Annotated in this window: 18 protein-coding genes; 3 read left to right on the forward strand and 15 right to left on the reverse strand. The window is 68.6% G+C overall.

Features of this window, described 5'->3' with window-relative positions; genetic code table 11:
• Nucleotides 1–215: 215 nt before the first annotated feature.
• Nucleotides 216–2,264, reverse strand: a complete 2,049-nt coding sequence (locus AC1RQG_RS12190; RefSeq protein WP_493131618.1) for an NAD(+) synthase — start codon at nt 2,262–2,264, stop codon at nt 216–218.
• A gap of 101 nt (nt 2,265–2,365) precedes the next feature.
• Between AC1RQG_RS12190 and AC1RQG_RS12195 the strand changes: the two genes are divergently transcribed.
• On the forward strand, nt 2,366–3,577 hold the full coding sequence (locus AC1RQG_RS12195) for a GNAT family N-acetyltransferase (RefSeq protein WP_493131620.1): 1,212 nt from the start codon (nt 2,366–2,368) through the stop codon (nt 3,575–3,577).
• Here the strand turns inward: AC1RQG_RS12195 and AC1RQG_RS12200 are convergent.
• The 8 genes from AC1RQG_RS12200 to hemC all read right to left on the reverse strand — a co-directional run bounded on the left by AC1RQG_RS12200 (nt 3,543) and on the right by hemC (nt 15,965).
• A complete protein-coding gene (locus tag AC1RQG_RS12200) occupies nt 3,543–3,881 on the reverse strand; it encodes a DUF5335 family protein (protein WP_493131622.1) in 339 nt (112 codons plus the stop codon). The genes AC1RQG_RS12195 and AC1RQG_RS12200 overlap by 35 nt on opposite strands.
• A 208-nt stretch (nt 3,882–4,089) precedes the next feature.
• Nucleotides 4,090–5,589, reverse strand: a complete 1,500-nt coding sequence (locus tag AC1RQG_RS12205) for a peptide MFS transporter (RefSeq protein ID WP_493131624.1) — start codon at nt 5,587–5,589, stop codon at nt 4,090–4,092.
• Between the two features lie 132 nt (nt 5,590–5,721).
• Nucleotides 5,722–10,842, reverse strand: coding sequence for a diguanylate cyclase (locus AC1RQG_RS12210; protein ID WP_493131626.1), 5,121 nt, complete (start codon nt 10,840–10,842; stop codon nt 5,722–5,724).
• A gap of 199 nt (nt 10,843–11,041) precedes the next feature.
• On the reverse strand, nt 11,042–11,584 hold the full coding sequence (ppa, locus tag AC1RQG_RS12215) for an inorganic diphosphatase (RefSeq protein WP_493131628.1): 543 nt from the start codon (nt 11,582–11,584) through the stop codon (nt 11,042–11,044).
• A 163-nt stretch (nt 11,585–11,747) separates the two neighbouring features.
• On the reverse strand, nt 11,748–12,944 hold the full coding sequence (locus AC1RQG_RS12220) for a heme biosynthesis protein HemY (protein ID WP_493131630.1): 1,197 nt from the start codon (nt 12,942–12,944) through the stop codon (nt 11,748–11,750).
• Nucleotides 12,945–12,946: 2 nt separating this feature from the next.
• Nucleotides 12,947–14,086 (reverse strand): uroporphyrinogen-III C-methyltransferase, encoded by a 1,140-nt coding sequence (locus tag AC1RQG_RS12225; protein ID WP_493131632.1) that lies wholly within the window; start codon nt 14,084–14,086, stop codon nt 12,947–12,949.
• Nucleotides 14,083–14,916, reverse strand: coding sequence for a uroporphyrinogen-III synthase (locus tag AC1RQG_RS12230; RefSeq protein ID WP_493131633.1), 834 nt, complete (start codon nt 14,914–14,916; stop codon nt 14,083–14,085). Before AC1RQG_RS12230 ends, AC1RQG_RS12225 begins: the two co-directional genes overlap by 4 nt.
• 5 nt (nt 14,917–14,921) lie before the next feature.
• The gene (gene hemC, locus AC1RQG_RS12235) at nt 14,922–15,965 is read right to left on the reverse strand and encodes a hydroxymethylbilane synthase (RefSeq protein ID WP_493131635.1); all 1,044 of its coding nucleotides are present in this window, start codon (nt 15,963–15,965) and stop codon (nt 14,922–14,924) included.
• A gap of 92 nt (nt 15,966–16,057) precedes the next feature.
• On the opposite strand from hemC, the gene ppc reads away from it, so the two are divergent.
• Nucleotides 16,058–18,880 carry a phosphoenolpyruvate carboxylase gene (gene ppc, locus AC1RQG_RS12240; protein ID WP_493131637.1) on the forward strand — a complete coding sequence of 941 codons (2,823 nt, stop codon included), beginning with the start codon at nt 16,058–16,060 and terminating at the stop codon, nt 18,878–18,880.
• A gap of 245 nt (nt 18,881–19,125) precedes the next feature.
• Nucleotides 19,126–20,433 carry a PAS domain-containing sensor histidine kinase gene (locus AC1RQG_RS12245; RefSeq protein ID WP_493131639.1) on the forward strand — a complete coding sequence of 436 codons (1,308 nt, stop codon included), beginning with the start codon at nt 19,126–19,128 and terminating at the stop codon, nt 20,431–20,433.
• Between the two features lie 7 nt (nt 20,434–20,440).
• Here AC1RQG_RS12245 and AC1RQG_RS12250 read toward each other — a convergent pair whose 3' ends face one another.
• The 6 genes from AC1RQG_RS12250 to AC1RQG_RS12275 form a co-directional block, all read right to left on the reverse strand.
• The gene (locus tag AC1RQG_RS12250) at nt 20,441–21,496 is read right to left on the reverse strand and encodes an FAD:protein FMN transferase (RefSeq protein WP_493131641.1); all 1,056 of its coding nucleotides are present in this window, start codon (nt 21,494–21,496) and stop codon (nt 20,441–20,443) included.
• 83 nt (nt 21,497–21,579) lie between these two features.
• A complete protein-coding gene (locus AC1RQG_RS12255) occupies nt 21,580–21,897 on the reverse strand; it encodes a c-type cytochrome (protein WP_493131644.1) in 318 nt (105 codons plus the stop codon).
• A gap of 83 nt (nt 21,898–21,980) precedes the next feature.
• Complete coding sequence (locus tag AC1RQG_RS12260) at nt 21,981–22,511, reverse strand: nitrous oxide reductase accessory protein NosL (RefSeq protein WP_493131646.1); 531 nt, start codon at nt 22,509–22,511, stop codon at nt 21,981–21,983.
• Nucleotides 22,508–23,332, reverse strand: a complete 825-nt coding sequence (locus AC1RQG_RS12265) for an ABC transporter permease (protein WP_493131648.1) — start codon at nt 23,330–23,332, stop codon at nt 22,508–22,510. The genes AC1RQG_RS12260 and AC1RQG_RS12265 overlap by 4 nt, the downstream gene beginning before the upstream one ends.
• Nucleotides 23,316–24,236, reverse strand: a complete 921-nt coding sequence (locus AC1RQG_RS12270; RefSeq protein WP_493131650.1) for an ABC transporter ATP-binding protein — start codon at nt 24,234–24,236, stop codon at nt 23,316–23,318. The genes AC1RQG_RS12265 and AC1RQG_RS12270 overlap by 17 nt, the downstream gene beginning before the upstream one ends.
• Nucleotides 24,217–25,473 carry a nitrous oxide reductase family maturation protein NosD gene (locus AC1RQG_RS12275; protein ID WP_493131947.1) on the reverse strand — a complete coding sequence of 419 codons (1,257 nt, stop codon included), beginning with the start codon at nt 25,471–25,473 and terminating at the stop codon, nt 24,217–24,219. Before AC1RQG_RS12275 ends, AC1RQG_RS12270 begins: the two co-directional genes overlap by 20 nt.
• Nucleotides 25,474–25,508: the final 35 nt, after the last annotated feature.

The following is a 25,508-nucleotide window of genomic DNA, read 5'->3' on the forward strand; positions in this document are numbered from 1 at the left end:
GGCGCCCGCCGGTGGCGGCGCGGTCCCGGATCTTGAGCAGGCTGGTAACCCATGCCGTGCCGCGCGGCGGGTAGCCGGCGGCCATGACGGCGGCGATCGGACGATGTAATGCACGGTATCCAGACCGCATTGTAAGCTACCCGGCGCCGCTCTCCTACCCGCTCACGCCGATACCGAGGCGCCGCTCGGTTCCGGCGCCGGCCCCGCGCCCCGCCTCAGACGGGAATCCGTTGCAAATCCTGCATCCAGACCACGCTCTGCCCGTCGGTGGGCGCGCGCCAGTCTCCGCGCGGCGACAGCGAACCGCCCGTGCCCACCTTTGGTGCATTGGGCACGCAGGTGCGCTTGAACTGGCTGGTGCGGAAGAAGCGGTCCAGGAAAATGCCCAGGTTCTTCTTGATGGCCGCCAGGTCGTACTGGTTGCGCGCCACGTGCTCGCCGTCCGGCCAGCGGCCCTGCTCCCGGTCGTGCCAGGCCGCCAGCGCCAGGAAGGCCACCTTGGACGGCGCGAAACCGTAGCGCAGCACGTAGTACAGGTTGAAGTCCTGCAGCTCATACGGGCCGATGGTGCTTTCCGTGCGCTGCTCCGGCTGGCCGTCGGCCGTGCCGGGCACCAGTTCGGGACTGATCTCCGTGCTCAGGATATCGAGCAGCACCTGCGCGTCGCTGCGGCCGATCACGCCCGACTCGGCCACCCAGCGCACCAGGTGGGAGATCAGCGTCTTGGGCACGCTGGCGTTCACGTTGTAGTGCGACATATGGTCGCCCACGCCGTAGGTGCACCAGCCCAGCGCCAGCTCGCTCAAATCGCCCGTGCCGATCACGATGGCGTGGTGGTGGTTCGCCAGCCGGAACAAATGGTTGGTGCGCTCGCCCGCCTGCACGTTCTCGAACGTGATGTCGTACTGCTGCTCGCCGGCCGCGTACGGGTGCCCCAGGTCCTGCAGCATCTGCACGCAGCTCGGGCGGATGTCGATTTCGGCCGAGGTGCAGCCCACCAGCTTCATCAGCCGGTGGGCCTGCGTCAGCGTGCGTTCGCTGGTGGCGAAACCGGGCATGGTATAGGCCAGGATATTGGTGCGCGGCAGTTTGAGCTTATCCATCACGCGCGCGCATACCAGCAGCGCGTGGGTGGAATCCAGGCCGCCCGAGATGCCGATCACCACTTTCTGGATACCGCTGGCCTGCAGCCGCTGGGCCAGCGCCTGCACCTGGATATGGTAGACCTCGTTGCAACGCTCGTCGCGGCGGCGGCTGTCAGCCGGCACGTAGGGGAAGCGCTCGACGCAGCGCTTGAGCTGCAGCGGGCGTTCCAGCGGCAGCGCCAGTTCGAAACTGACGACGCGGAAACGCGCCACTTCCTCCGCATGGCGCTGCGCGGACTGGCCGAACGTGGTCTGGCGCATGCGCTCGCGCGACAGCCGCTCCAGATCCACGTCCGCGTAGATCAGGCTCGGCTCATCCTGGAAGCGCTTCGATTCGGCCAGCAGTTCGCCGTTCTCGGAAATCAGGGCCTGGCCATCCCATGCCATGTCGGTGGTCGATTCGCCGCTGCCGGCCGAGGTGTAGAGATAAGCGGACAGGCAGCGTGCCGACTGCTGCGCCACCAGCTGGTGACGGTAGCCGGCCTTGCCCACCAGCGCATTGGAGGCCGACAGGTTGACCAGCACGGAGGCGCCGGCCAGCGCCGCGAACGACGACGGCGGCACCGGCACCCACACGTCCTCGCAGATCTCGACGTGGAACTTCAGCAGCGGCAGGTTGGCCACCTCGAACAACAGGCCGGAGCCGAACGGCACCGTCTGGCCCAGCAGCGTCACTTCCGTGGCGGCCGCGTAATCGCCGGTGCTGAACTGGCGCGCCTCGTAGAATTCGCCGTAGTTGGGCAGGTAGCTCTTGGGCACCACGCCCTGGATGCGGCCGCCGGCGACCACCACGCCGCAGTTGTACAACTGGTGCCGCACGCGCAGCGGCATGCCCACCACCAGCGCCAGCGGCAATTCGGCCGACGCGGCCACCACCGAGGCCAGCGCCGCCTCGCAGGCGTCGAGCAGCGCGCGCTGGTGGAACAGGTCGTCGCAGGTGTAGGCCGACAAGCCCAGTTCGGGGAAGGCCACCAGGGCCGCGCCCTGCTGGTGCGCCTCGGTGGCCATGGCGATGGTCTGGGCCGCGTTATAGGCCGGGTCGGCCACGCGGCACCGCGGCACGGCCACGGCCACGCGCGCGAAGTCGTGGTTGTACAGGTTGAAGAAATTCTTGGTCATGTGCGTCTTTCTCACCGGCGTGGCGGGCGCCCGGCGGTGATGGAATATTTTGCGTAGAATGCCACACTGGTCAGAGCAAACATGATGAGCGGGCAACAAAAATGAATTATCGCACGGGGATCATTTCTTCTCTCGCCGACGTGGGCGAAGCGGCATGGACGGCCTTGCTGGCGGCCCAGGGCGACGCCAACCCCTTTCTGTCCTACGCCTTCCTGCACGCGCTGCACGAATCGGGTTCGGCCTGCGCCGACACGGGCTGGCAGCCGCAGTACCTGGTGCTGTGGGACGGTCCGGCGCTGGCGGCGGCCATGCCGCTGTACGTCAAATCGCACTCCTACGGCGAATACGTGTTCGACTGGGCCTGGGCCGACGCCTACCAGCGCCACGGGCTCGAATATTATCCCAAGCTGCTGTCGGCCATTCCGTTCACGCCCGTCACGGGCCCGCGCCTGCTGGCGCGCGGGCCGGCCGAACGGGCCGCGCTGGTCGAACTGCTGTGCGCCCAGCAGCAGGCCGCCGGCATGTCGTCCACCCACGTCCTGTTCCCGCCCGGGGAACAGGCGCGCCAGCTGCAGGAGGCCGGTTTCATGCTGCGCAGCGGCGTGCAGTTCCATTGGCTGAACGATGGCTACCGCGATTTCGAGCAGTTCCTGGCCACGCTGGAACACAAGAAGCGCAAGAACATCCGCGCCGAGCGGCGCAAGGTGCGCGAGGCCGGCGTGTCGCTGCGCCAGCTGCGCGGGACGGACATCAGCGAGGCCGACTGGCGCTTCTTCCACCGCTGCTACGCCAACACCTACGCCGAGCACCGCTCGTCACCGTATCTGAACCTCGATTTTTTCCTGCGTGTGGGACGTACCATGCCCGATAACGTGATGCTGGTGGTGGCCGAGCGCGCCGGCCATCCGGTGGCGTCGTCGCTGGTGTTCCACACGGCCGACACGCTGTACGGCCGCTACTGGGGCGCGCTCGAACACATCCCCTGCCTGCATTTCGAAACGGCCTACTACCAACCGCTGGAATTTTGCATCGCGCAGGGCATCGCCACCTTCGAGGGCGGCGCGCAGGGCGAGCACAAGATGGCGCGCGGCTTCCTGCCGCAAAAGACCTGGTCGGTCCATTGGCTGGCCCACCCGAGTTTCGCCGATGCGATCGAACGCTTCCTCGCCCGCGAAGGGGGCGGGATCGACGCCTACCTCGATGAACTGAACGAGCGCAACCCGTTCCGCGACCCGGGCGGACGCGATGGTGGCGCGGACGGCGACGACGGCGGCGGCGTCAGTGCGGCGCCGTCAGGCGCAACGGATCGCTGAGCTTGAGGATGTGGCGGTAGTCGTCGGCGTCCACCACCTCCATGCTGCTCACCTGCCCCAGTTCGATATCGACGAACACCGTGCGCGGGGAGCGGATCAGGTGGTTCAAGCCTTCCACCATCACGCTCAGGATATCGTCGCGCGGCTCGTACGTCAGGCCCAGCAGGGGTATCCACTCCTGCTCGACCTGGCTGCCCAGCGACAGCGCCTCGACGTCGATCTCCACACTCTTGCCTTCCAGTTCCTTGGATACCCGGTCGAAATAGCTGTGCCATTCCGCCTTCTCGATTTTCGCGACCGTCATTTCCCGCCTCCTGTTGTCGTCAGCATCGCCGGTCGCCGTCCAGCCGCAAGGGCTGCCGACGGCCGGTGTCGGAGCGTCCAGTATGCGCCGCCCTCCCCGCGCACGGTATAAAAAATACTGATCGGTATCACGTCGTGAAATGAAAAACGCAGCCGGCCGGCATGGCGCCGGGCGGCTGCGCGCGGGTCCGGCCAGCGCCGGCCAACCGTCAGCTATGCGACTGGTGGGTGGCCGTCAGGCGGCGCATCATGGGCAGCGCGGCCAGCGCGATGGCGGTGCAAACGACGGCGCCGAAGCCCAGTTTGGTGAACAGGTTGGTGTAGATCGGCAGCGTCAGCACGGGATCGACGACATCCTTGGGCACGCTGGCGAAGTTGGCCACCACCCCGCCCATGTACTGGGAGATGCCGACCGCCACGAAATAGGCGCCCATCATGAAGCCGCCCATGCGGGCCGGCACATAGCGCGCCATCGCGGCCAGCCCCAGGCCGCCCACCAGCAGTTCGCCCAGCGAATAGAAGCCGTAGCCGGCGATCATGATCCAGGCCGAGGTCTTGCCCTCCACGGCGAAGCGGCCGGCAATGCCGTACACGAAGAAGCCGATGGCGACGATCGAGAAGCCGACCGCGAACTTGCCGGCGATCGACAGATCCTTGCCCTGGCTACCCGCCTTGGCGTAGGCCCAGGCCAGCACGGGGCTGAGCAGCATGATCCAGATCGGGTTCAGGGCCTGGAACTGGGCCGGCGCCCAGGTCCACAAATGGGCGCCGAACAGCGCGAAATCGCCGTCCACATTGCGCAGCGCGAACAGCGACAGCGAGGTCGACATCTGTTGGTAGAAAATAAAGAAGAACACGGTCTGCAGCATCAGGATCAGGGCCGCCATCAGGCCGGCCCGCTCGCTGACCTCGCTGCTGCGGATCAGGTGGGCGAAGATGCCCAGCACCACGAAGCCGGCCACGTACACGAAGGCGCGCGCCACGCTCTGGTATTGCAGGATCATTGCCGCGCAGACGATGGCCACCAGGCCGCCGCCCAGCACCATGGCCAGCTTGCGCAGATCGAGCGGCAATTCGTCGGGCCGCGAGCCGACCGCGTTCAGGGTCTGGCGCATGGCCAGCACGGTGAACAGGCCCACCACCAGGCCCACGCTGCACACGGCGAACGCCATGTGCCAGCCCAGGCCCTCGCCATACTGCGCGTTGACGTAGTCCTTGACCCACGGCGTGGCCAGCATCGACACGGTGGAGCCGACGTTGACGGCCATGTAGTACAGGGTGAACGCGCTGTCGATCTTGGAATCGTCGCCCTCGTAGATCTTGCGCACCAGGTTGGCCGTGTTGGGCTTGAACAGGCCGTTGCCGACCACGATCACGCCCATCGCCGAGAAGATCTGCCACGTGTTTTCGCCCGGCACGGCCAGCAGGCCGTAACCGACGCTGAGGATCAGCGCGCCCAGCAGCATGCAGCGCTTGGTGCCCAGCACCTTGTCGCCGATCCAGCCGCCGATGGCCGGCGACACATACACCAGGGCCGAGAACGCGCCCCACACCAGGTTGGCGCGGCTGTCCTCGAAGCCGAGGCGCTGCACCATGAAGTAGACGATCAGCGCCTGCATGCCGTAATAGCCGAAGCGCTCCCACAGTTCGATCAACGCGATGGTCGCGAACGACCGCGTCTGCGTGTAGACAGGGACGGAGGTATTCATGAGTCTCCAGTGACTTTTTAAGTGTTGTTTAAGTGGCATACGTGTGCCGACGCCGCATGCTACGCCACTCCACGTCAACTGGCAATTTCAGGAAAGCAATTTCCGCGGCCGTGGCCGCCATCGCCGCCGGCGCTAGCCGTGCCGCCGTTCCGGCGGCGCCGGATCCGGTTCTTCGCCGTTGAGCGCGACGCGGTTGCGGCCCAGGTGCTTGGCCCGGTACAGGGCCGCGTCGGCCAGCCGCAGCAGCGCGTCCGTGTCGGCCACGGCCTGGCAGTCGACGCTGGCCACGCCGACGCTGATGGTGACGATGGCGCCGGGCGCCTCCTCGTGCGCGATGGCCAGTCCGGCGACGGCCGCGCGCAGCGCCTGCCCCACCTCGGCCGCCTCGGCCGGGCCGGCGTTGGGCAGCACGACGGCGAACTCCTCGCCCCCGTAGCGGGCCACCAGGTCGGCCGCGCGCCGGGCCCCGCCGCGCAGCGCCTGCGCCACCCGGATCAGGCAATCGTCGCCGCGCTGGTGGCCGTAGCGGTCGTTGTAGCGCTTGAAGTAATCGACGTCGATCATCAGCACGGCCAGCGGCTGGCCGGCGCGGCGCGCGCGCGCCCACTCGTTGCGCAGCACGTCGTCGAAATGGCGGCGGTTGGCCAGCCCCGTCAGGCCGTCCGTGATGGCCAGCGCCACCAGTTGCGCGTTCGCCTCCTCCAGCTGGGCCGTGCGTTCGGCCACGCGCCGCTCCAGGCTGTCGTACAGCCGGGCGTTGGCGATGCCGGTGATGGCTTGCGCGCACAGGATGCGCAGGAACTCCACCCGCGCCGCCGTGAACGTGCCCTCGGCCAGCTGGTTCTCCAGGTACAGCATGCCGTCGAGCCGCCCGGCCTGGCGGATCGGCAGGCACATGACGGAACGCCCGCCGGCCTGGTTCACATACGGGTCGGAGGCGAAACGGGGCGACGCCGCCAGGTTGTCCTCGATGACCTCGGCGTCCGTGCGCGCCACATAGCGCAGCAGCGACAGCGGGAACTGCGGATCGCTGGCGGCCTCCAGGTCCACCGCGCGCGGCTGCGGCAGGGCCGTCACGCCATCGACCGCCTCGGCCTCCAGCCGCCAGCCGTCGTGCTCGTGCAGCAGCAGGCGCGCCACCTGGGCGCCCGAGTTCTCGCACACGATGGCCATCAGCCGCCGCAGCACATTGGCCAGCCCCACCTCATGCGACACGGCCTGGGCCGCCTTGAGCAGCGTCATCAGGTCCAGCTCCGCGTTGGCGCCCGCGCGCCCGCGCGTGGTCCAGCCGGGCGTGGACGGCGCCGCCCAACCGGGCGTGGACGGCGCGGCCCAGGCGGATAGCGCATGCCCGGTCAGCACCGGCCCGTGGCGCGCGCTCAGGTCGCTGGCCTTGCCATCGGCGCCCCACTGGCGGTAGCGGGCCAGCGCGTCCGTCAGGTAGACGGCGGCCACGCGCGGCTGGCCCTGCTCCAGCCAGCATTCGCCGCACAACTCGTTGCCCAGCGCCTGCAGCGGCACGCAGTCGGCCGCCGCGTCCAGCCCGCGCTGGTAGTGCGCGGTGGCCTGCGCCAGATCCTGCGCGCCGCGCGCCAGTTCGCCCAGCACCAGGCAATGGCGGGCCCGGAACAGGGGCGGTCCCAGCCCGGACCAGCGCGCCAGCAGTTCCTGCAGGACGGCCAGGCGGGCCCGCACGGCATCCGCGTCGGGCCGCCCCGGGTCGCGCCGCAAGGCCCGGATCCAGATCAGGGCCGCGTAGAAGGTGGCGTCGGGCACCTTGGCCTGGCCGCGCATTATCTGCGCCACCAGCTCCAGCTGGCCGGCCAGCGCTTCCGCGTCCGGGCCGTCGAACAGGAAGGCGTTGCGGATCTTGCCCTGCAAGAAGTAGGCGCGGTACAGCTTGGAGTCGCCGTAGCGCGCGAGGAAGCGGGCCTCGCTGAAGCCCTCGTCGTCGTAGCTGGCGCCGTCGGCCGTCTGCCCCATCAGGCATTTGATCGGCTGCACGGCCGCCGCCACGCAGCAGTCGGCCATGGCTTGCTGGCCGTTGGCGCGCATCAGCAGCAGGTCGTGCGCGATGGCCAGCTTCAGTTCCGGCAGGTAGTGGCCCAGGATCAGGCGGTCGGTGGCGCGCACCGCCGCCACCGCGCCCACCTGCACGTAGTCGGCGATGTCGAGCGCCCAGCCGAAGGCCTCGTCGTACAGCAGGTCGGAGCTGCGCAGCGAACGCACCCAGTGGTTGCACAGGGCCGCGAACATCAGGCCGGTCAGGGTGCGGGTCTGCAGATTGGGGCGGCGGCGCGCCAGCGCCAGCGCCATCTCGCCGAAGCGGTAGGCCAGGTCCATGTCGCCGGTGCGCAGGGCCAGCATCAGCGCGTGGCCGACATAGGCCACGGAACTGAAATCGCTGATGCCCTGCTGCATGGACAGCCGCGTCATCGACTGCATCATGTGCACGCTCAGCTCCTGCTGCCCGGCGTAGTAGGCGGCCATCCACATCGACTGCATCATGTGCATGGCGGCCAGCGCCGCGCCGTCCTCCAGTTCGGGCGCGTTCAGCAGCGCCTGCGTGTCGCGCGCCAGCGGATGGCTTTCGATCTCGGCGTACAGCGCGTCCGAGCGCGCGCTCAGCTCGGCCACGTCGTGCGGGACCGGTATGCCCAGCAGCGCCAGTCCCGCGCGCAGCACGGCGATGGCGTCGGGCAGGCGTCCCTGCAAATGGTACTGGTGGGCCTGCACGGCGATGCAGCGCACCTGCTCGAGCGGCGTCGCGTGGCGCATGAGCAGCGGATAGAGGGCGTCGGCCCGCTCGAACTGGCCGCACAGGTAGGCCGCTTCGGCCGCGCCCAGCTGCAGCTCCAGCCACAGCGCGCCGTGCGCCTGCCAGGCCTGGTCCGGCAGCAGCGCCAGGCCGATGCCCATGTGGTCGAGCGTGGCCTGGAACGCGGCCGAGTGGCGCGCCTTGACGCCGGCCCGGCAATTGAGCTGCGCCAGTTGCAGCCGCTCGGACGGATCGTCGAGCAGCGCGCGGCCGGCGTTGCACTGCTCGACGATGGCGAACAGCTCGTCCTCGAGCTGGCGCGCGTCCGCGTGGCGCAGCAGCAGCCGGCCGATGCGCAGGTGCAGCGCCGCGCGCGCCTCGGCCGGCACCAGCGCGTAGGCCGCCTGCTGCACGCGGTCGTGCAGGAAGCGGTAGCTGACGTCCGTGCCGGGCGCGTCCGGGTCCAGGTACTTGTAGCGCAGATCGCGCGGCTGGATCAAGCCGGCCTGCAACGCCGGCCACAGGGTCTGCTGGGCCTGGGCCGGCGTCGCGCCCACCAGCACGGCCAGCGTGTCGAGCCGGAACTGGTTGCCGACGGCGGCCGCCAGCTGCAACAACTGCTGGGTGGACGGCGCCAGCCGGCGGATCTTCCCGGCCAGCAGTTCGACCACGTTGTCCGTGTAGGCGGCCTGTTCGAGCACGGCCAGGTCCCAGTACCAGCAATCGTGGGCGGGCTGGTAGTGCAACTGGCCGGCGTCGTGGATCGCGTGCAGGAACTGCCCGAGGAAGAAGGGATTGCCACCGGTCTTGCGCAGGCACAGCCGGGCCAGCGGCGCGGCCGCCTCGGCCGGCACGTGCAGGCTGTCGGCCACCAGTTGCGCCACGTCGGCTTCGGCCAGCGGCGCCAGCGCCAGCCGGGTCAGCCGCGCGCCGTGCCACTGCACGCGCTCGCACAGCCCTGTCAGCGGATGGGCGCTGCCCACCTCGTTGTCGCGGTAGGCGCCGATCAGCAGCAAATGCCCCCCTTCGCGCTCGCGCAGGAACAGCTCCACCAGGCGCAGCGTGGGCGGGTCGGCCCACTGCAGGTCGTCCAGGAACAGCACCAGCGGATGGTCGGCGGTGGCGAACACCTGCACGAAGCGGTGGAAGGCGCGGTCCAGCCGGGCCTGGGCCTGATCCGGCGCCAGCGCGCCGCCGGGGTCGGACGGACCGGCCACCAGCGCCAGTTCCGGCAGCAGTTCCGCCAGCACGCCCAGGCTGTCGCCCAGCGCCGCGCGCAGCCGCTCGGCCCAACGCCGCAGGCCTTGCTCGGGTTCGCCCAGCAACTGGCGCAGCAATTCCTGGAACGCCTGGATCAACGGCGCGTAGGGCACATCGCGCCGGTATTGGTCGAACTTCCCCGACAGGAAGCAGCCGCGGCGCGCCACGATGGCCGGCTGCACCTCGTCCACCACGGCCGACTTGCCGCTGCCGGCCGGCCCGGCCACCAGCAGCAGTTCGCTGGCGCCGCCGGCCGTGCGCTCGAACGCCGCCAGCAGGGCCGCCGTCTCGCGCTCGCGGCCATACAGGCGCTGCGACAGGTTGAATGGCCGGTGGCGGTCGGCCAGGCCGGTCAGCGGCATGGCGATGCCGTCCCCGCCCACGTCCGCGCCGGCGCCGGCGCCGGCGCGGCAAGCCTGCAGGTCCTGCGCCAGCGCGTGCAGGGTCTGGTAGCGCTGCTCGGCGTTCTTTTCCAGCAGACGACGCATGATCGCCGTCAAGCCGGCCGGCGCGGCGGCCAGCGCCGGATGCGACCAGTCGGGCACACGCGCGATGTGGCAGTGCACCAGCTCCATGGCGTCGTTGCCGGCGAATGGCGGCTGGCCCGTCACCAGTTCGTACCAGGTGGCGCCCAGCCCGTAGTAGTCGGCCCGGTAGTCGACCCGCCGGTTCATGCGTCCCGTGCGTTCGGGCGCCATGTAGGGCAAGGTGCCTTCCAGCGCATAGGGATGGACGATGCCTTGCACCTCCTGCGCCAGTTCGCTGGCGATGCCGAAATCGATCAGCTGCAGCTGGCGCCGGGCGCCGTTCCAGATGATGTTGGCCGGCGTGATGTCGTTGTGGATGATGCCCTGGCCGTGCACGGCGTCGAGCGCGGCGCACAGTTGCAGCGCGATGGCGAAGAAGTCGTCGAGCGCCAGGCCGGGCTGGCCGGCCGCGGCCCGGTCGCGCAGCAGCACGCTGAGCGCGGTGCCGCCGATGTCCTCCTGCAGCATGACCCAGCGCCCGCCCTGCTGCGCCAGCGCCAGCGGCCGCACCACGCCCGGATGGACGCAACGGCGCGCCAGCGCGAATTCGCGCTTGAAGCGCGACACTTCCTCGTGCGACGGACAATCGGTGTTGGGGATCTTGACGATGAGCGGCGCACGCTCGGCCACGGAGCGGGCGCGATAGACCAGGGAACGCGCGCTGGCATGCAGCGGTTCGATGATCTCGTAGTCAGGTAGGGCGCGCACGGACTTCCAGTCGTAATAAGACGAAGCAATAGGTCCATGCCGGTTGCTGGCAACCAGGTAGTGACCTTAGCCGCTATATTACGTTAGCGCGACGACAATTACTATAAAGAAAAACAACTTATGGTGAAACAAGTTAATCCGATGTACAAAACGTGCAACCGGGCCGGCGCCGGCGCCGGTTGCGCGTTCCGGCGGGCGCTTAGGCCGCCGGATTTTCCTTCTGGTAGTTGGCCACGCCGCTCAGGATTTCCGCCTTCGCTTCTTCCGGACCGTACCAGCCGTCGATCTTGACCCACTTGCCCTTCTCCAGGTCTTTGTAGTGCTCGAAGAAGTGGGTGATCTGGCGCAGGCGCAGTTCGTTCAGGTCTTCCGGCTTCTGCCAGTGGCTGTAGATGGACAGCACCTTGTCGACCGGCACGGCCAGCACTTTGGCGTCCTCACCGGATTCGTCGGTCATCTTCATCACGCCGATCGGACGGCAGCGCACCACCACACCGGGGATCAGCGGGAACGGGGTGATCACCAGCACGTCGACCGGGTCGCCGTCGGCCGACAGCGTGTTCGGCACGTAGCCGTAGTTGCATGGGTAGTGCATGGCGGTGCCCATGAAACGGTCGACGAAGATGGCGCCGGACTCCTTGTCCACTTCGTACTTGATCGGATCGGCGTTCATCGGGATTTCGATGATCACGTTGAAATCGTTGGGCAAATCGCGGCCGGAAGGCACTTTATTCAAGCTCATGGAATTTCCTTGTTATGCAGGCGGATGGTTTAACCGCGCCATTATAACGAAAGCATGCCGGCTTGTGCGGCGCCGCACAAAAAACAGGCACGTCAGCGAGGCGTAAGCGCGCTGTGCAGCGGCGAAAAAAAACCCGTCGCGGGGACGGGTTTTTCGCAGGTCTTTACAGGATGGTGGCCAGTGCGCACTGGCGGAAGTGGTTGGCCGCCTCCTCGGGCTGCTGCAACGCCTCGTGCAACTGGGCCAGCTTGAGGTGGGCTTCGCGCACCATGCGCGCGTCGCTGGCGTCGGACAGCGCCTGCTCCAGGTGGCGCTGGGCCTTGCCCCACAGCTTCTGCTTCAGGCACAACGAGCCGAGCGTGAGCGCCAGCTCGGCGTCGGCCGGACGCTGGACCACCCATTTCTCGCAATGTTCGATCTGCTGCAGCAGCGCCGACGAGCCGGCCGGCGCGGCCGCTTCGCGGTAGGCCCGCACCACGCGCTCGTCCCAGTCGGCCGCCAGCGATTCCTCGGCCACCAGCCGCGCCTCGTCATGCAGGCCGCGCGCGTTGAGGGCGGTGGCCGCGCGCGAGGCGACGAACGGTTTGATGCGGTCGGCCGTGGGCACCGTGGCCCACACGCGCTGCAGCGATTCGGCGTCGTGGCCGTGGTCGGCCAGCATGTCCTCGTAGGCCATCTCGCGCAGCCGGGCCGACAGGGCCGGATGCAGGGCGCGGTGCTTGTCGAGCGAACGCACCAGGCGCAGCACCTCGGGCCAGTTCTTGGCCTGCTGCTGGGCCTTGAGCGACCATTGCAGCGCGTGGATGTGGCGCGTGCCGCTGGCGTTCAGCTCGGCCACGGCCTGCAGCGCCGCCTCGGGCTGGTGGTCGTCCACCAGCAGTTCCGTCATCGTCATCAGGCGCGCCGTCTTCATGGACGCGTCGCCGCTCAGGCGGGCCAGCCAGCCGTCGCGGCGCTCGCTCTGGCGCATGCGGTGCGCGGCGCGGGCGCCGATCAGGGCCGCCACGCCGGCGTTCTCCGGCAGCTCGGCGGCGCGGGCGGCCGCCTTCTCCGCGTGGCCGAAGCGGCCTTCGAACAGGGCCTTGAGCGCCTCGCGCAAGCCCTTGTTGCCGTCGCGCTCGCGCTTGCGCAGGCGGTAGGCGGCCACCCGGGCCGGCATCTTGAGCGTGGCGCGGAAGGCGCGGATCAGCACATACAGCAGCGCGAACAGCGCCACTTCCAGCACCACGAAGAAGTTCAGCGACAGGTCGATCCGGTGCGGCGGGTAGAACAGCACCACGTTGCCGGGATTGAAGCGGGCCGTCACGGCGATGCCGATGGCGGTGGCCATCAGGGCGACTAACCAGAGGAATAAACGCATGGTTATGGCTTCGCCTTGTAGTTGCGCACCGCGTTCAGGCTGTCGACCAGGGTCGGCATCTCGATGGCGAGGTTGCTGCCCTGGACCTGGCGCAGCAGCGCCTGCACGGTCTGGGTGGACTTGGCGCGCGTGTCGAAGTATTTGACCAGCGCATCCTGGGCCGCCTGCAAGTCGCTGCGGAACGCGCCCTCATTGCGCGACAACAGCGCCATGCGCGCGTTGAGCAGGCGCAGCTTGAGGTTCTCGCGCAGGAAATAAGCCTGGGTCGGCGACAGCATCAGCGCGTCCGGCGTCTCCACGCTGCGCACGCGGATCAGCTGGCGCACGTCGGTCCACATGTCGGTGCTCCAGACGCCCCACACATCCTGCAGCTTGGCCACCCACGGGCTGGGCGCCTCGGCCGGCGCGGCGGGCTTGGCGCCCGGCTTGGCCTTGGCCGCCTTTTTCTCGGGCGGCGCGGGCAGGGTCGGCTTCTCGTCGGCCAGCATCGGCAGCATGTCGATCTGGGCGATCACGTTGTCGAGGCGCAGCGCCAGGCCGACCGAATCGACGCTGGGCAGGGCCTTGAGCTTGTCCATGTCCTTGGCGATGGCGCGGCGGATGGTGATGAACTGCGGCTTGTCGGAACGCGACAGGCTGCGGTCGGCGTTCTGCAGCGCGATCAGCGCGCCGGGCACGTTGCCGGCCAGTTGCAGCTGCTGGCTGGCCGTGGACAGCACTTGCTCGATCTCCGTCAGCGCCCACTCGTCGCGGTTCTTGGACAGGTCCTGGTACAGCTGTTCGAGCGCCAGTTGCTGGCTCTGGGCTTCCACCTGCTTCGATTCCAGCAGCGCGACCTTGGCTTGCAGCTCCTTGCTCGTTTCCTGCACGCTGCGGGCCAGCGTGCCCGTCTCGGCGTTGGAGGCGTCGTTCTTCTGCAGGCGGTGCGCCATCTCCTCGCGCAGGCTGCGCACCTGGGCGTGGGTGGACCAGGTCTGGCCGGCCACCACGATGCCGAGCGCCACCACGGCGCAGCCCAGCACTTGCGGTTGCAGCAGGGTGTCCATCCAGGTCGGCGCCGGTGTTGTGGGCGGCGCGGACGGCGTCTCCGCAGCCGGGCCGGGAGCGGTGACAGGTTCAGGTAATGTAGGCAATTCGTTCATGGGTGTGATTGTAACGCGGCGAGCAGTCGTTCGTCGCCTGATCCTGTGAGCGTCAGTCGGGTAAAGCCCAATTGATTTGCCGTCTCGGCAATTCGGGCGTGCGGGATAATCAAATGTTGCCGTTGCATCATTACAACATATTTCGCATGGTTTGCGCCAGCGCCGGCACCAGCGCCGGCATCAGCACCAGCGCCATCGTGCCGCCCCAGCTGCTCCAGCAAGCCCACCAGGCCGCGCAGCGCCTCCGAGCTGGTGATGATCCAGTCGTTGGGCCGGGCCAGCAGCGTGCGCAGCTGAGCGGCCAGGGCCGGGGTCAGGGCCGGCACGGCGCGCCGGTAGGCGGCCACCACGGTGACGTCGGCGCCGGCCGCGCGCAAGCCGTCGGCCATCAGTTCCCTGCCCTGCTCGCCGCGCACGATCAGCACGCGGCGTCCGCGCAGGGCCGCCAGGTCCAGCGTTTGCAGCAGATGTTCGGAATCGCTGTGGGCCGTGTCGGCCGGGCTGACGATGGTGGCGTTGGCCGGCGTGATGCCGTGCGCGGCCAGCGCGGCGCGGCTGCCCTCGCCCAGCACGGCCAGCGTCACGCCCTCGGGCCAGCGGGCCGGATGGGCAAGATGGGCGAACGCGGCGTCGATGGCGTTGGGCGACACGAAGGCCACCATGGCGTAACCGGCCAGGCCGGCCAGCACGGCCTGGAGCGGCGCCGGATCGGCCAGCGGCGCGATCTCCAGCAGCGGCAGCAGCGCCACGTCGCGCCCGGTGGCGGCGATGCGGGCCGCCAGCGGCCCGGCCTGCGCCGCCGGCCGCGTGATGACGACCGTGGCGGTCATCCGCGTCAGGCTGCCGGCTGGTCGTCGGCCGGCGCCGCCGTGGCGCACACGGCCAGGATGGCTTCCGCGTCCTGGCCGCGCAGCAGCTCGGCCACCTGCTCGCCCAGCTGCTCCGGCGTGGCGGCCGGGCCGCTCACCTCGGCGCTGGCCATGCGGCTGCCGTCCGGCGTGGCCACCATGGCGCGCAGGCGCATCTGGCCGGCGTCCACGGTCGCGAAGGCGGCCAGCGGAATCTGGCAGCTGCCGCCGAACACCTTGGACACCTTGCGCTCGGCCGCCACGGCTTGCGCCGTCGCCTCGTGGTTCAGCGGCGCCAGCAGCGCGTGCAGGTCGAGGCCATCGTTGCGTTCGGCGATCTCGATCGCCATCGCGCCCTGGCCGGCGGCCGGCAAGCTCGTCTCCGGCTCCAGCAGGGCGCGGATGCGCTGCGGCAGGCCCAGGCGTTTCAAGCCGGCGGCGGCCAGGATGATGGCCGCGTAGTCGCCCCGGTCCAGCTTGCCGAGCCGGGTGTCGAGGTTGCCGCGCAGCGGCTGGATCACCAGCTGCGGATAGCGGGCCGCGATCAGCGACTGGCGCCGCAGGCTGCTGGTGCCGACCACGGCGCCGGCCGGCAAGTCGTCGAGCGAGGCGTAATCGTTGGAGACGAAGGCGTCGCGCGGGTCTTCGCGTTCGAGCACGGCGGCCAGCGCGAAGCCCTCGGGCAGCTCCATCGGCACGTCCTTGAGCGAGTGCACGGCCAGGTCGGCCCGGCCCTCGGCCATGGCCACTTCCAGCTCCTTGACGAACAGGCCCTTGCCGCCCACCTTGGACAGCGCGCGGTCCAGGATCTGGTCGCCACGGGTGGTCATTCCCAGAATCTCGATGCTGCACTGCGGATATAATGCAGCTAAGCGGGCCCGCACGTGCTCGGCTTGCCACATGGCAAGACGGCTTTCGCGCGACGCGATGATCAATCTGGACGGGAGAGGTTGGACCAATTCGGAAGTTTTCAAAACCAGTTCTTTCGCTGTAGCCGACGCTAACCGGCGTGGGCCAGTTATTTCGCGCATGTTTAAGATCATAAATTTTATCACGCGCGCCTCTTGCAGAACCGGGCCACAAGCCTTTGCACCGACATACATCACATTTTGCGACTGATCAAATGGCAAAACAATCTAGTGCAATAGACGAACAACCGGGCGTGGACGCGCAAGCCGACAAGGACGCGCCGCTCAAGGAAGACATCCGCCTGCTGGGCCGCCTGCTGGGCGAGGTGCTGCTCGAACAGGAAGGCGAGGAAGTGTTCGCCGTGGTCGAGACCATCCGCCAGACGGCCGTGCGCTTCCGCCGCGAGGCCGACGCCGGCGCGGCCAAGGAACTGGACGGCATGCTCAAAATTCTCACGCGCGAGCAGACCATCTCCGTGGTGCGCGCGTTCTCCTACTTCTCGCACCTGGCCAACATCGCCGAGGACCAGCACCACATCCGCCGCCGCCGCGCCCACCTGCTGGCCGGCTCCGCGCCGCAGCAAGGCAGCGTCAACTTCGCGCTGGGCAAGCTGAAGGACGCCGGCGTGGCCGAGGACACGGTCGCCACCTTCTTCCAGGACGCCCTGATCGCGCCCGTGCTGACGGCCCACCCGACCGAGGTGCAGCGCAAATCCATCCTCGACGCCGAACACGACATCGCCCGCCTGCTGGCCGAGCGCGACCTGCCGCTCACGCCCAAGGAGCGGGCCGCCAACCTGCACCTGCTGCGCGCGCGCGTGGCCACGCTGTGGCAGACCCGCATGCTGCGCTACTCCAAGCTGACCGTGGCCGACGAGATCGAGAACGCCCTGTCCTACTACCGCATCACCTTCCTGCGCGAGCTGCCCGGCCTGTACGACGACATCGAGGGCGACATCGCCCAGCACTACCCGCAGGCCGCGGGCCGCGCCATCAACGCGCCGTACGTGCAGATGGGCAGCTGGATCGGCGGCGACCGCGACGGCAACCCCAACGTCAACGCCGGCACCATGCAGCACGCGCTGGAGCGCCACGCCACCACCATCCTCGACTTCTACCTGGACGAGGCGCACACCTGCGGCGCCGAGCTGTCCGTCTCAACGCTGATGGTGGCCTGCAGCCCCGAGTTGCAACAGCTGGCCGACAGCTCGCCCGACACCTCGGCCCACCGCAGCGACGAACCGTACCGCCGCGCCCTGATCGGCATCTACGCGCGCCTGGCCAGCACCGCCCGCGCGCTGGGCGCCACCAACATCCTGCGCAAGGAAGTGGGCCACGCCGAACCGTACGGCGCGGCCGCCGAGTTCTCGGCCGACCTGCAGGTGCTGATCGACTCGCTCGAAGCCAACCACGGCGGCATGCTGGTCAAGCCGCGCCTGTCCACGCTCAAGCGCGCGGCCGACATCTTCGGCTTCCACCTGGCCTCGCTGGACATGCGCCAGAGTTCGGACGTGCACGAGCGCGTGCTGACGGAGCTGTTCGCCCAGGCCGGCGTGCTGCACGACTACGCGGCGCTGGACGAGGAAGCCAAGGTCGACCTGCTGCTGAATGAACTGAGCCAGCCGCGCCTGCTGTACACGCCCTACATCAGCTACTCGGCCGAGACGGAATCGGAACTGACCATCCTGCGCGCGGCGCGCCAGATCCGCGCCCGCTACGGCGCGCGCGCGATCCGCAACTACATCATCTCGCACACGGAAACCGTGTCCGACCTGCTGGAAGTGCTGCTGCTGCAAAAGGAAATGGGCCTGCTGCGCCTGAGCGAGCCGGAGCTGGACCTGATGGTGATCCCGCTGTTCGAAACCATCCCCGACCTGCAGCGCGCAGGCGGCATCATGGAGGCCGTGATGGCCGTGCCGCTGGTGCGCCAGCTGATCGCCAAGCAGGGCGAGATCCAGGAAGTCATGCTCGGCTACTCGGACTCCAACAAGGACGGCGGCTTCCTGACCTCGAACTGGGAACTGTACAAGGCCGAAACCCACCTGGTGACGGTGTTCGAAAAGGCCGGCGTCAAGCTGCGCCTGTTCCACGGCCGTGGCGGCACGGTCGGCCGCGGCGGCGGTCCCAGCTACGAAGCCATCCTGGCCCAGCCGCACGGCACCGTCAACGGCCAGATCCGCCTGACGGAACAGGGCGAGATCATCGCCTCCAAGTTCTCGAACAAGGATATCGGCCGGCGCAACCTGGAACTGCTGGTGGCCGCCACGCTGGAGGCGAGCCTGATGCCGCAGTCGGACGACCTGGGCCACCAGGCCCGGTTGCGCGGCTTCGAAGCCGTCATGGCCGAGATTTCCGACCGCGCCTACAAGGCCTACCGCGACCTCGTGTATGAGACGCCCGGCTTCACCGACTACTTCTTCGCCGCCACCCCGATCGCCGAGATCGCGGAACTGAACCTCGGTTCCCGTCCCGCCTCGCGCAAATCGACCAAGCGCATCGAAGACCTGCGCGCGATCCCGTGGGGCTTCTCGTGGGGCCAGTGCCGCTTGCTGCTGCCGGGCTGGTACGGCTTCGGCAGCGCCATCGGCGGCTGGATCGCCGACGGCGACCAGGAGGAACGGGTGGCCCAGCTGCGCGCCATGTGCCAGCAATGGCCGTTCTTCGCCACGCTGCTGTCGAACATGGACATGGTGCTGGCCAAGACCGACATGGCGATCGCCTCGCGCTACGCGGAGCTGGTGCAGGACAAGGAACTGCGCGAGCGCATCTTCAAGCGCATCACCGAGGAGCACGACCACACGCTGCGCATCCTGCAAAGCATCACCGGCGCCACCGAACGGCTGGCGGGCAACCCCCTGCTGGCGCGCTCGATCCAGAACCGCTTCGCCTATCTCGACCCGCTGAACCACTTGCAGGTGGAACTGATCAAGCGCCACCGCGCGATCAGCAAGGAGCCGGGCAAGGTCGACGAGCGCGTGCACCGCGGCATCCACCTGTCCATCAACGGCGTCGCGGCCGGCCTGCGCAACACCGGCTGACGCCAGCGCGCCAGCCGCTGGGGACGCGCAGTGGGGACGTAACACGGTCGATTGACCGTGTTACGTCCCCATTTCTTTTTCCCCTCCTGGTGCCAGCGCGTCCCCGCCCCCATCCAGGCCATTTGTTACATAAAAAGAAAGACAAATCCGCCAAATTATCATTACAATACACCAACATTTCATCGAGCGCCCCCACCCGGGCGTGCCCGGTGCGTTCCATCCCGTCATTCCAGGCATTCGTCGCGATGAAAAATTGGTCCACCCTCCTCTCGCGCCCCGCAGGCTCCGGCGCGGCGCTGCTGCTGGCCGGATGGCTGGGCGGGGCCGCGTGGGGCCACGCCAGCCCGCCCATCGCCGGCCATCTGCTCGGCGCCGCCATGCTGCTGGCGGGCGCCGCGCTGCTGTGGCGCCTGCATGCCGCCGATGCGCGCCAGCGCGCCGATGGCGCCGCACTGCTGGCCACCGCGCAAGCCCACGCCAGCGCCGACCTGCAATTGCGCGAAATCGTCGCCATGATGCCGGCGCCGCTGTTCATCAAGGATACCCAGCACCGCATCGTGATGATGAACGCGGCCTGCGAGGAGTTGTTCGGCGTGCCGTTCGCGGTGATGGGCGGCACCACCGGCAGCCGCCATTTCCCGGTCGAGCAGATGGATGGCTTCCTCGCCAACGACCGCGCCGCCTTCACCGGCGGCCAGTTGATCGTCAACGAGGAATTCGTCTGGTGCGGGGCGCGCGCGGAGAACCGGCAGATGCAAACGTTCAAGAAGCCCGTGTTCGACGCCGACGGCCGGCCGCAGATGCTGATCGGCATGTGCTTCGACATCACGGACCGCAAACGCACCGAGGCGGCCCTGCAGCGCACGCTCGACCAGCTGCGCGCCATGACGCTGCACCACGACCGCATCCGCGAGGATGAGCGGCGCCGCATCGCGCTCAACATCCACGATGAGCTGGGCCAGAACCTGCTGGCCATGCGGCTCGACGTGGCGCGCCTGCATGCGCGCGCGGCCGCCAGCCACGCGGCGCTGCATCGCCTGACCGGCCACACGCTGGCCACGTTGGACGCGACCATCAAGTCGGTGCGCGAAGTGATCAACGATCTGCATCCGAGCACGCTGGAACTGGGCCTGTGCCCGGCCGTCGAGTGGCTGCTGGGCCAGCTGGAGCAGCGCAGCGGCCTGCGCTACCGGCTGCAGGTGCTCGACGATGGCGCCAACGCGCTGCTGGACCAGGGCCAGACCTCCAGCCTGTTCCGGCTGGTGCAGGCGGCCCTCACCAGCATCGCCTGCTTCGCGCGCGCCGGCGCGGTGACGGTGTCGCTCAACCTCAAGCCGGAAGTGATGACCATCGTGCTGCACGCGGACGGCGCCGGCATGGTGCACGCCGAGCAGCTCACGCTGGACGCCTTCGGCATCCGCGCCATCAAGGAACGGGTGGCGGCCATGGGCGGGGAAATGGTGCTGGCGCGCGGCCAGGGCGGCAGCATGATGACGCTGCTGTTGCCGGGCGTGGCCGCGCCGCGCGCGGCGCCCGAGACGGCGCCGGCCTGACGGGCCGTCAGTGCGGCCGTGCGCCATCCATGCGGGCGCGCATGGCCGGCGTCATCATCACGTTGCGCCGGGCGTCGACCAGCATCACTTCCTTCAGGCCCAGGCGCTGGGCCATCGCCTCCCAGCCGGCCGGGCCGGTGATGAACAAGGGCTTGGAATTGCCGTCCGAGCGCAGGCCGGGATCGCTGCCGCCCGAGGCGATCACGGTGACCGACGCCACCAGGTCGATCGTCTCGCCCGTGCGCGGGTCGATGATGTGCGGATGGCGCTTGCCATCCTTCATGAAGTAGCGCTCGTAGTCGCCGCTGGTGCCGATCGCCTCGTTGTCGCGCAGCGACAGCGTGGCCAGCGTGCCGTCGCCGCGCGGGTCGCGGATGCCGACCTGCCACGGCCGTTTGCCGGGCTGGCCGATGGCGAGGATGTTGCCGCCCACGTTGATCAGGGCCGCGTTGACGCCGGCGTCGCGCAGGATGCGGGCGGCGCGGTCGAGCGCGTAGCCCTTGGCGTAGCCGCCCAGGTCGATCATCACGGCGCGGTTGGTGCTGGTGATGGTGTTGCCCTGGTAGCGCAGGTCCGACAGGCGCGGATTGGCCGCCACCCACCGTTTGATCTCGTCCGGCGCCGGCCCCAGGTCGTGGATGTCGCTGCTCTGGAAACCCCACAGCCGGATCAGATGGCCGATGGCCGGATTGAACAGGTCATCGGACTTGGCCGACAGCGCGGCCGCCGATTGCAGCAGCCCCACCAGTTCGGCGTCCGCCTCGAACGGCTGGCCGGCCGCGATGGCGTCGTTCAGCCCCGTCAGCATGCTCGGCTGCCAGGCGTGCAGCTTGTGGTGCAGACGGTCGAATTCCTTGAGCACGGCGGCGCTGAGGGCGTCGGCCCGCTGCGGCGTCTCGCCGTAGATGCTGATCTCGACCACGGTGCCGAACACGTGGCCTTGCGTCTTGTAGGTGTGGTATTCGCGGGCGCAGCCCGACAACAGGCCCGACAACAGCGCCAGCGCGACCAGGGTCGACAGCCAGCCGGCCATGGCGGCGCTCTTCTTCCAGGTGCCTCGCATGCGGGCGCCCTCCTTGCAATGGGGGGACCGGGCGGACCCGGTCCCGTGTACATCACGCCGCCGTCACGGCGGCGGCTTCAATCTCAGCTCGACTTGGTCGCCATGAAGTCGACGGCGGCCTTGACCTCGTCATCCTTCAGGCCTGGGTTGCCGCCGTGCGGAGGCATCATTTTGAAGCCGTCCAGCGCGCTCTTGTAGAGGGCTGGCAGGCCTTTGCCCACGCGTGGTTTCCAGGCGGCCTTGTCGCCGAACTTGGGGGCGCCCATCACGCCGGCGCCGTGGCAGGCGAGGCAGGTGGCTTTGTAGACCTTCTCGCCTTTGACCAGGTCGGGCGCGGCTTGGGCGGTACCGGCGGCGCAGACGGCCAGCAGCAGGGAAGAAACGATAGTAGCTAATTTCATGGGGATAAACTCTCAAATAAAAAAGAACAAAAAAAACCGGGGGCGAACGTGGCTGGTCGATCAACGCATGATTGCCCCCTTTCTCAGTGCGACATGGCGTCGTCATGGGCGGCGCTGCCCCCCATGCTGACCATGTCGCGACCGATCTGCTCGAAGCGCAGCACCTTGCCGCCCTCGGCGGCCGCGAAGTCCTGCGCCCCCTGCAAGGTGGCGAAGGAACCGAAGGTGGGGCCCATCGAGCCCTGCTTGCGGCTGCCCGCGACGTAAAACGCGCCGCGCGCCTCTATCCAGTTGCCGGCCGGGTGCGCCCAGTCGGCCTTGCCCATGTCCTGCACGTACAGGCCGGCCACGGCCCGCTTCTGCTCGGGGTTGAGCACCACGGCGAACAATTCCATCAGGTCGCAGTAGAAATCGGGCTTGCCTTCGGCGTACTGGATCTGGGCCTTGGGACCGGGGAAGTCGCGCAGCATCATGCCGTCCAGCGCGCACGCGGTGTCGGCGCCCGGCTCCTGGGCCGCCACCTTGGGGGTGTTGGGGGTGCAGGCCGCCAGCAGCAGCACGCCCACGAACAGGACGCGGCGGGCGGCGGGGGCCGCCAGTGGGTTGAACTTCATTTGAACCTCCGGATAGCGATAAGGAACGGCGCTGCGATCCAGGCCAGCATGATGGCCAGCAGCACCAGTGGATTGGTGAGCGCGCCCGGCATCACGGTCGACAGGCCATACATGGTCTGCACCTGCTCCGAGCTGAAGATGTTGAGCAGACGGAACACGTCGGCCGGGTTGAGCATGAGGATGGCGCCGAACAGCGCGCTGCTGAGCTTGCCCTGGCTCATCACGAGCGCGCCCATCAGCAGCAGGTCGAAGATCAGCACGTAGAAGAACCACAGGCCGATGGCGGCGCCGCTGGCGCGCACGCGGTCGCTGGCGATCACCGACAGCAGCACGGACACGCTGAGGAAGGCCATGCCCATCAGCACGGCGCTGAACACGAAGCCGGCGTAGTGGTAGCCGTCGCGCACGGTCAGCTCGGCCGACAGCGGCAGCAGCCCGGCGCCGAAGCCGACCACGGTGGCGCCGGCCAGCGCGCCGGCCAGGCCCAGGTATTTGCCGAGCAGGATCTCGGCGCGCGTGATCGGCATCGACTGCAGCAGCTCCAGCGAGCCGCGCTCGCGCTCGCCGACGATGGCGTCGTAGCCGAGGATCAGCGCGATCAGCGGCACCAGGTAGATCACCAGGCTGACCAGGCTGGCCACCGTGGCGTCCACGCCGTGGAAGCCGACCTCGCCCTGCTGGGCCGCGCCGAAGTAGGCGATGGCCAGCGCGAACAGGGCGAAGATGATGGCCACGGCCAGCACCCAGCGGTTGCGCAGGCGGTCGCGCAGCTCCTTGCTGGCGATCACCCGCACCTGCGACCATTCAATGCGCGTGGACATGGGCGCCTCCGTGGCCAAGGAACAGTTGTTCGAGTGTCGGTTCGTGGATGGTCACGTCCAGCGCCAGCGCGGCCAGCGCCGACAGCACGGCCATCTTCTCGCCGGACTGGCAGGCGATGGTGGCCTGCACGCCGTCCAGCCGCAGTTCGGGACCGTCCAGCGGCGCCAGCGCTTGCTGCAAGCGGGCCGCCGTGCCGGGGCGCAGCGTGGCCACGATGTGCGACGGCAGCACCATGCGCGAGCGCAGCTGGGCCAGCGTGCCCTGCTCGGCCACCTGGCCCGAGTGCATGATCACCAGCCGGTCGACCCGGTCCTGGATCTCGGCCAGGATGTGCGACGTGATGACGATGGTGGCGCCGCGCGCGCGCACCTCGCGCAGGATGCGGTAGAAGTCGGCGATGCCCTCCGGGTCCAGGCCGTTGGTGGGCTCGTCCAGGAAGATCAGGTCGGGGTCGCCCAGCAGGGCCTGGGCGAAGCCGAGGCGCTGGCGCATGCCCTTCGAGTAGGTGTGCACGCGGCGGCCGGCCGCCAGGCTCATGCCCACCTGCTCGAGCACGCCGGCGCAGGCGCGGCGCGGCACGTGTTTGAGGTCGGCGAACAGGTGCAGCACCTCGAGGCCGGTCAGGTTGTCGTAGGTGACGAAGCTCTCCGGCAGATAGCCGATGCGGCGGCGCACCTGGCGGAACTCGGCGCTGGCCGTGTCCACGCCCTGCACGCGCACGGTGCCGGTGGTGGCCGGCAGCAGGCCCAGCATGAGCTTGAACAGCGTGCTCTTGCCGGCGCCGTTGTGGCCGATCAGGCCGAACATTTCGCCCTGGTCCACGGTCAGCGACACGCCCCGCAGCGCCTGCACGGCGCCGAAGGACTTGCTGACCTGCGCCAGTTCAATGGGGGAGGATGTCATTCCAGCGTCTCCAGTTGGGGTTCAGTGGGTGGGTGCGCGGATGGCGGTCCACGATGCTGGGCGCGCGCAGCAGCGGGAACTGGCGCGCCACGAAGCGCAGCGTCTGCACCGAGGGGCTGGTCAGCACCAGCTTGACCAGCGGGTATTGCCAGTTCAGGCGGTCCACCAGGTCGTTGGCCTCGTAGGCCACGTCGCCCACGCCGTCGCCATCCTGGTCCCAGCCGCCGTAGTTGCTGAAGTAGTTGCCCTGCTTGCGGCCCCACACCACGTCGCGCGCGGCCACGAACTTGACCTGCTCCTCGTTGCCGATGAAGTCGTTGCCGTCCACCTCGTTGTTCGAGGAGCCGGCCGACAGGTGCACGCCGGTGCGGTTGTGGCTGATCAGGTTGTTGCGCACCACGTTGAATTCGGCGTCGTAGATGAAGAAGCCGCGCCCGTTGCCGGCCACCACGTTGTTTTCAATGATGGAATCCTGGATGGTGCGCAGCATGATGCCGTGGTCGGTGTTGCCCCAGGCGACGTTGTTGCGCACGACGAGGTTGCGCACTTCCATCAGGGCCAGCCCGCCCCGGTTCAGGTAGGACTCGTTGTTCTCCCACGTGCTGTCGTTGGTGTTCATGTAGTGGGTGCCGTAGCGCACGTGGTGGATCTTGTTGCCGCGGAACAGGGCATGGGTCGACACGTCCGAGTAGATGCCGTCGCGGGTGAAGCTGATGTTGTTGTCGATGATCTGGGCGCCGCGCGTGTTGTAGACCTGGATGCCGTTGCCGCGCATGGCCGACATCAGGTCGCGCCGGCCCGTGATGACGTTGCGCAGCACCTTGGCGTCGTCCGACTTTTCCAGCCAGATGCCGAACAGGTTGAACACCAGCGCGCAGTCGGCGATGGTGACGCGGTCGGCGCCGGGCACCACGTAGACGCCGGCGTTCTGGGCGTCCAGGCTGGTGCCGCTGTCGCGCACGTTGAAGCCGGCGATGGTGACGTCCTTGGCCGTCACGCGGATCACGTCGCCCGTGCCGCCGCCGCTGATGGTGGGATGGTCCAGCCCCTGCAACGTGAGCGGCTTGTCGATGCGCAGGTTGTCGCGGTAGTCGCCGCGCTCCACCTGCACCGTGTCGCCGGGCGCGGCGCGCGCCACGGCCGCCGCGATGGACTGGCCCGGTGTTACCCGCAACACGGCGGCCGCCCCATCGGCCGCCGTGCCCAGGATGGCGAGGCCGCCGGCGCAAGCCAGCAGCCAGACCCGCAGCCGGTGCGCTAACACCGGCCGCG

It is taken from the genome of Rugamonas sp. GW822-FHT03B10, from assembly GCF_058801745.1.

Excerpts from the sequence above, each read along its gene's own strand:
- ppa (WP_493131628.1), bottom strand. The coding sequence starts at position 11,584 with ATGAGCTTGAATAAAGTGCCTTCCGGCCGCGATTTGCCCAACGATTTC.
- AC1RQG_RS12195 (WP_493131620.1), top strand. The coding sequence starts at position 2,366 with ATGAATTATCGCACGGGGATCATTTCTTCTCTCGCCGACGTGGGCGAA.
- AC1RQG_RS12250 (WP_493131641.1), bottom strand. The coding sequence starts at position 21,496 with ATGCGAGGCACCTGGAAGAAGAGCGCCGCCATGGCCGGCTGGCTGTCG.
- AC1RQG_RS12220 (WP_493131630.1), bottom strand. The coding sequence starts at position 12,944 with ATGCGTTTATTCCTCTGGTTAGTCGCCCTGATGGCCACCGCCATCGGC.
- AC1RQG_RS12230 (WP_493131633.1), bottom strand. The coding sequence starts at position 14,916 with ATGACCGCCACGGTCGTCATCACGCGGCCGGCGGCGCAGGCCGGGCCG.
- AC1RQG_RS12245 (WP_493131639.1), top strand. The coding sequence starts at position 19,126 with ATGAAAAATTGGTCCACCCTCCTCTCGCGCCCCGCAGGCTCCGGCGCG.
- hemC (WP_493131635.1), bottom strand. The coding sequence starts at position 15,965 with ATGCGCGAAATAACTGGCCCACGCCGGTTAGCGTCGGCTACAGCGAAA.
- AC1RQG_RS12255 (WP_493131644.1), bottom strand. The coding sequence starts at position 21,897 with ATGAAATTAGCTACTATCGTTTCTTCCCTGCTGCTGGCCGTCTGCGCC.
- AC1RQG_RS12225 (WP_493131632.1), bottom strand. The coding sequence starts at position 14,086 with ATGAACGAATTGCCTACATTACCTGAACCTGTCACCGCTCCCGGCCCG.
- AC1RQG_RS12260 (WP_493131646.1), bottom strand. The coding sequence starts at position 22,511 with ATGAAGTTCAACCCACTGGCGGCCCCCGCCGCCCGCCGCGTCCTGTTC.
- AC1RQG_RS12270 (WP_493131650.1), bottom strand. The coding sequence starts at position 24,236 with ATGACATCCTCCCCCATTGAACTGGCGCAGGTCAGCAAGTCCTTCGGC.
- AC1RQG_RS12205 (WP_493131624.1), bottom strand. The coding sequence starts at position 5,589 with ATGAATACCTCCGTCCCTGTCTACACGCAGACGCGGTCGTTCGCGACC.
- AC1RQG_RS12200 (WP_493131622.1), bottom strand. The coding sequence starts at position 3,881 with ATGACGGTCGCGAAAATCGAGAAGGCGGAATGGCACAGCTATTTCGAC.
- AC1RQG_RS12265 (WP_493131648.1), bottom strand. The coding sequence starts at position 23,332 with ATGTCCACGCGCATTGAATGGTCGCAGGTGCGGGTGATCGCCAGCAAG.
- AC1RQG_RS12190 (WP_493131618.1), bottom strand. The coding sequence starts at position 2,264 with ATGACCAAGAATTTCTTCAACCTGTACAACCACGACTTCGCGCGCGTG.
- ppc (WP_493131637.1), top strand. The coding sequence starts at position 16,058 with ATGGCAAAACAATCTAGTGCAATAGACGAACAACCGGGCGTGGACGCG.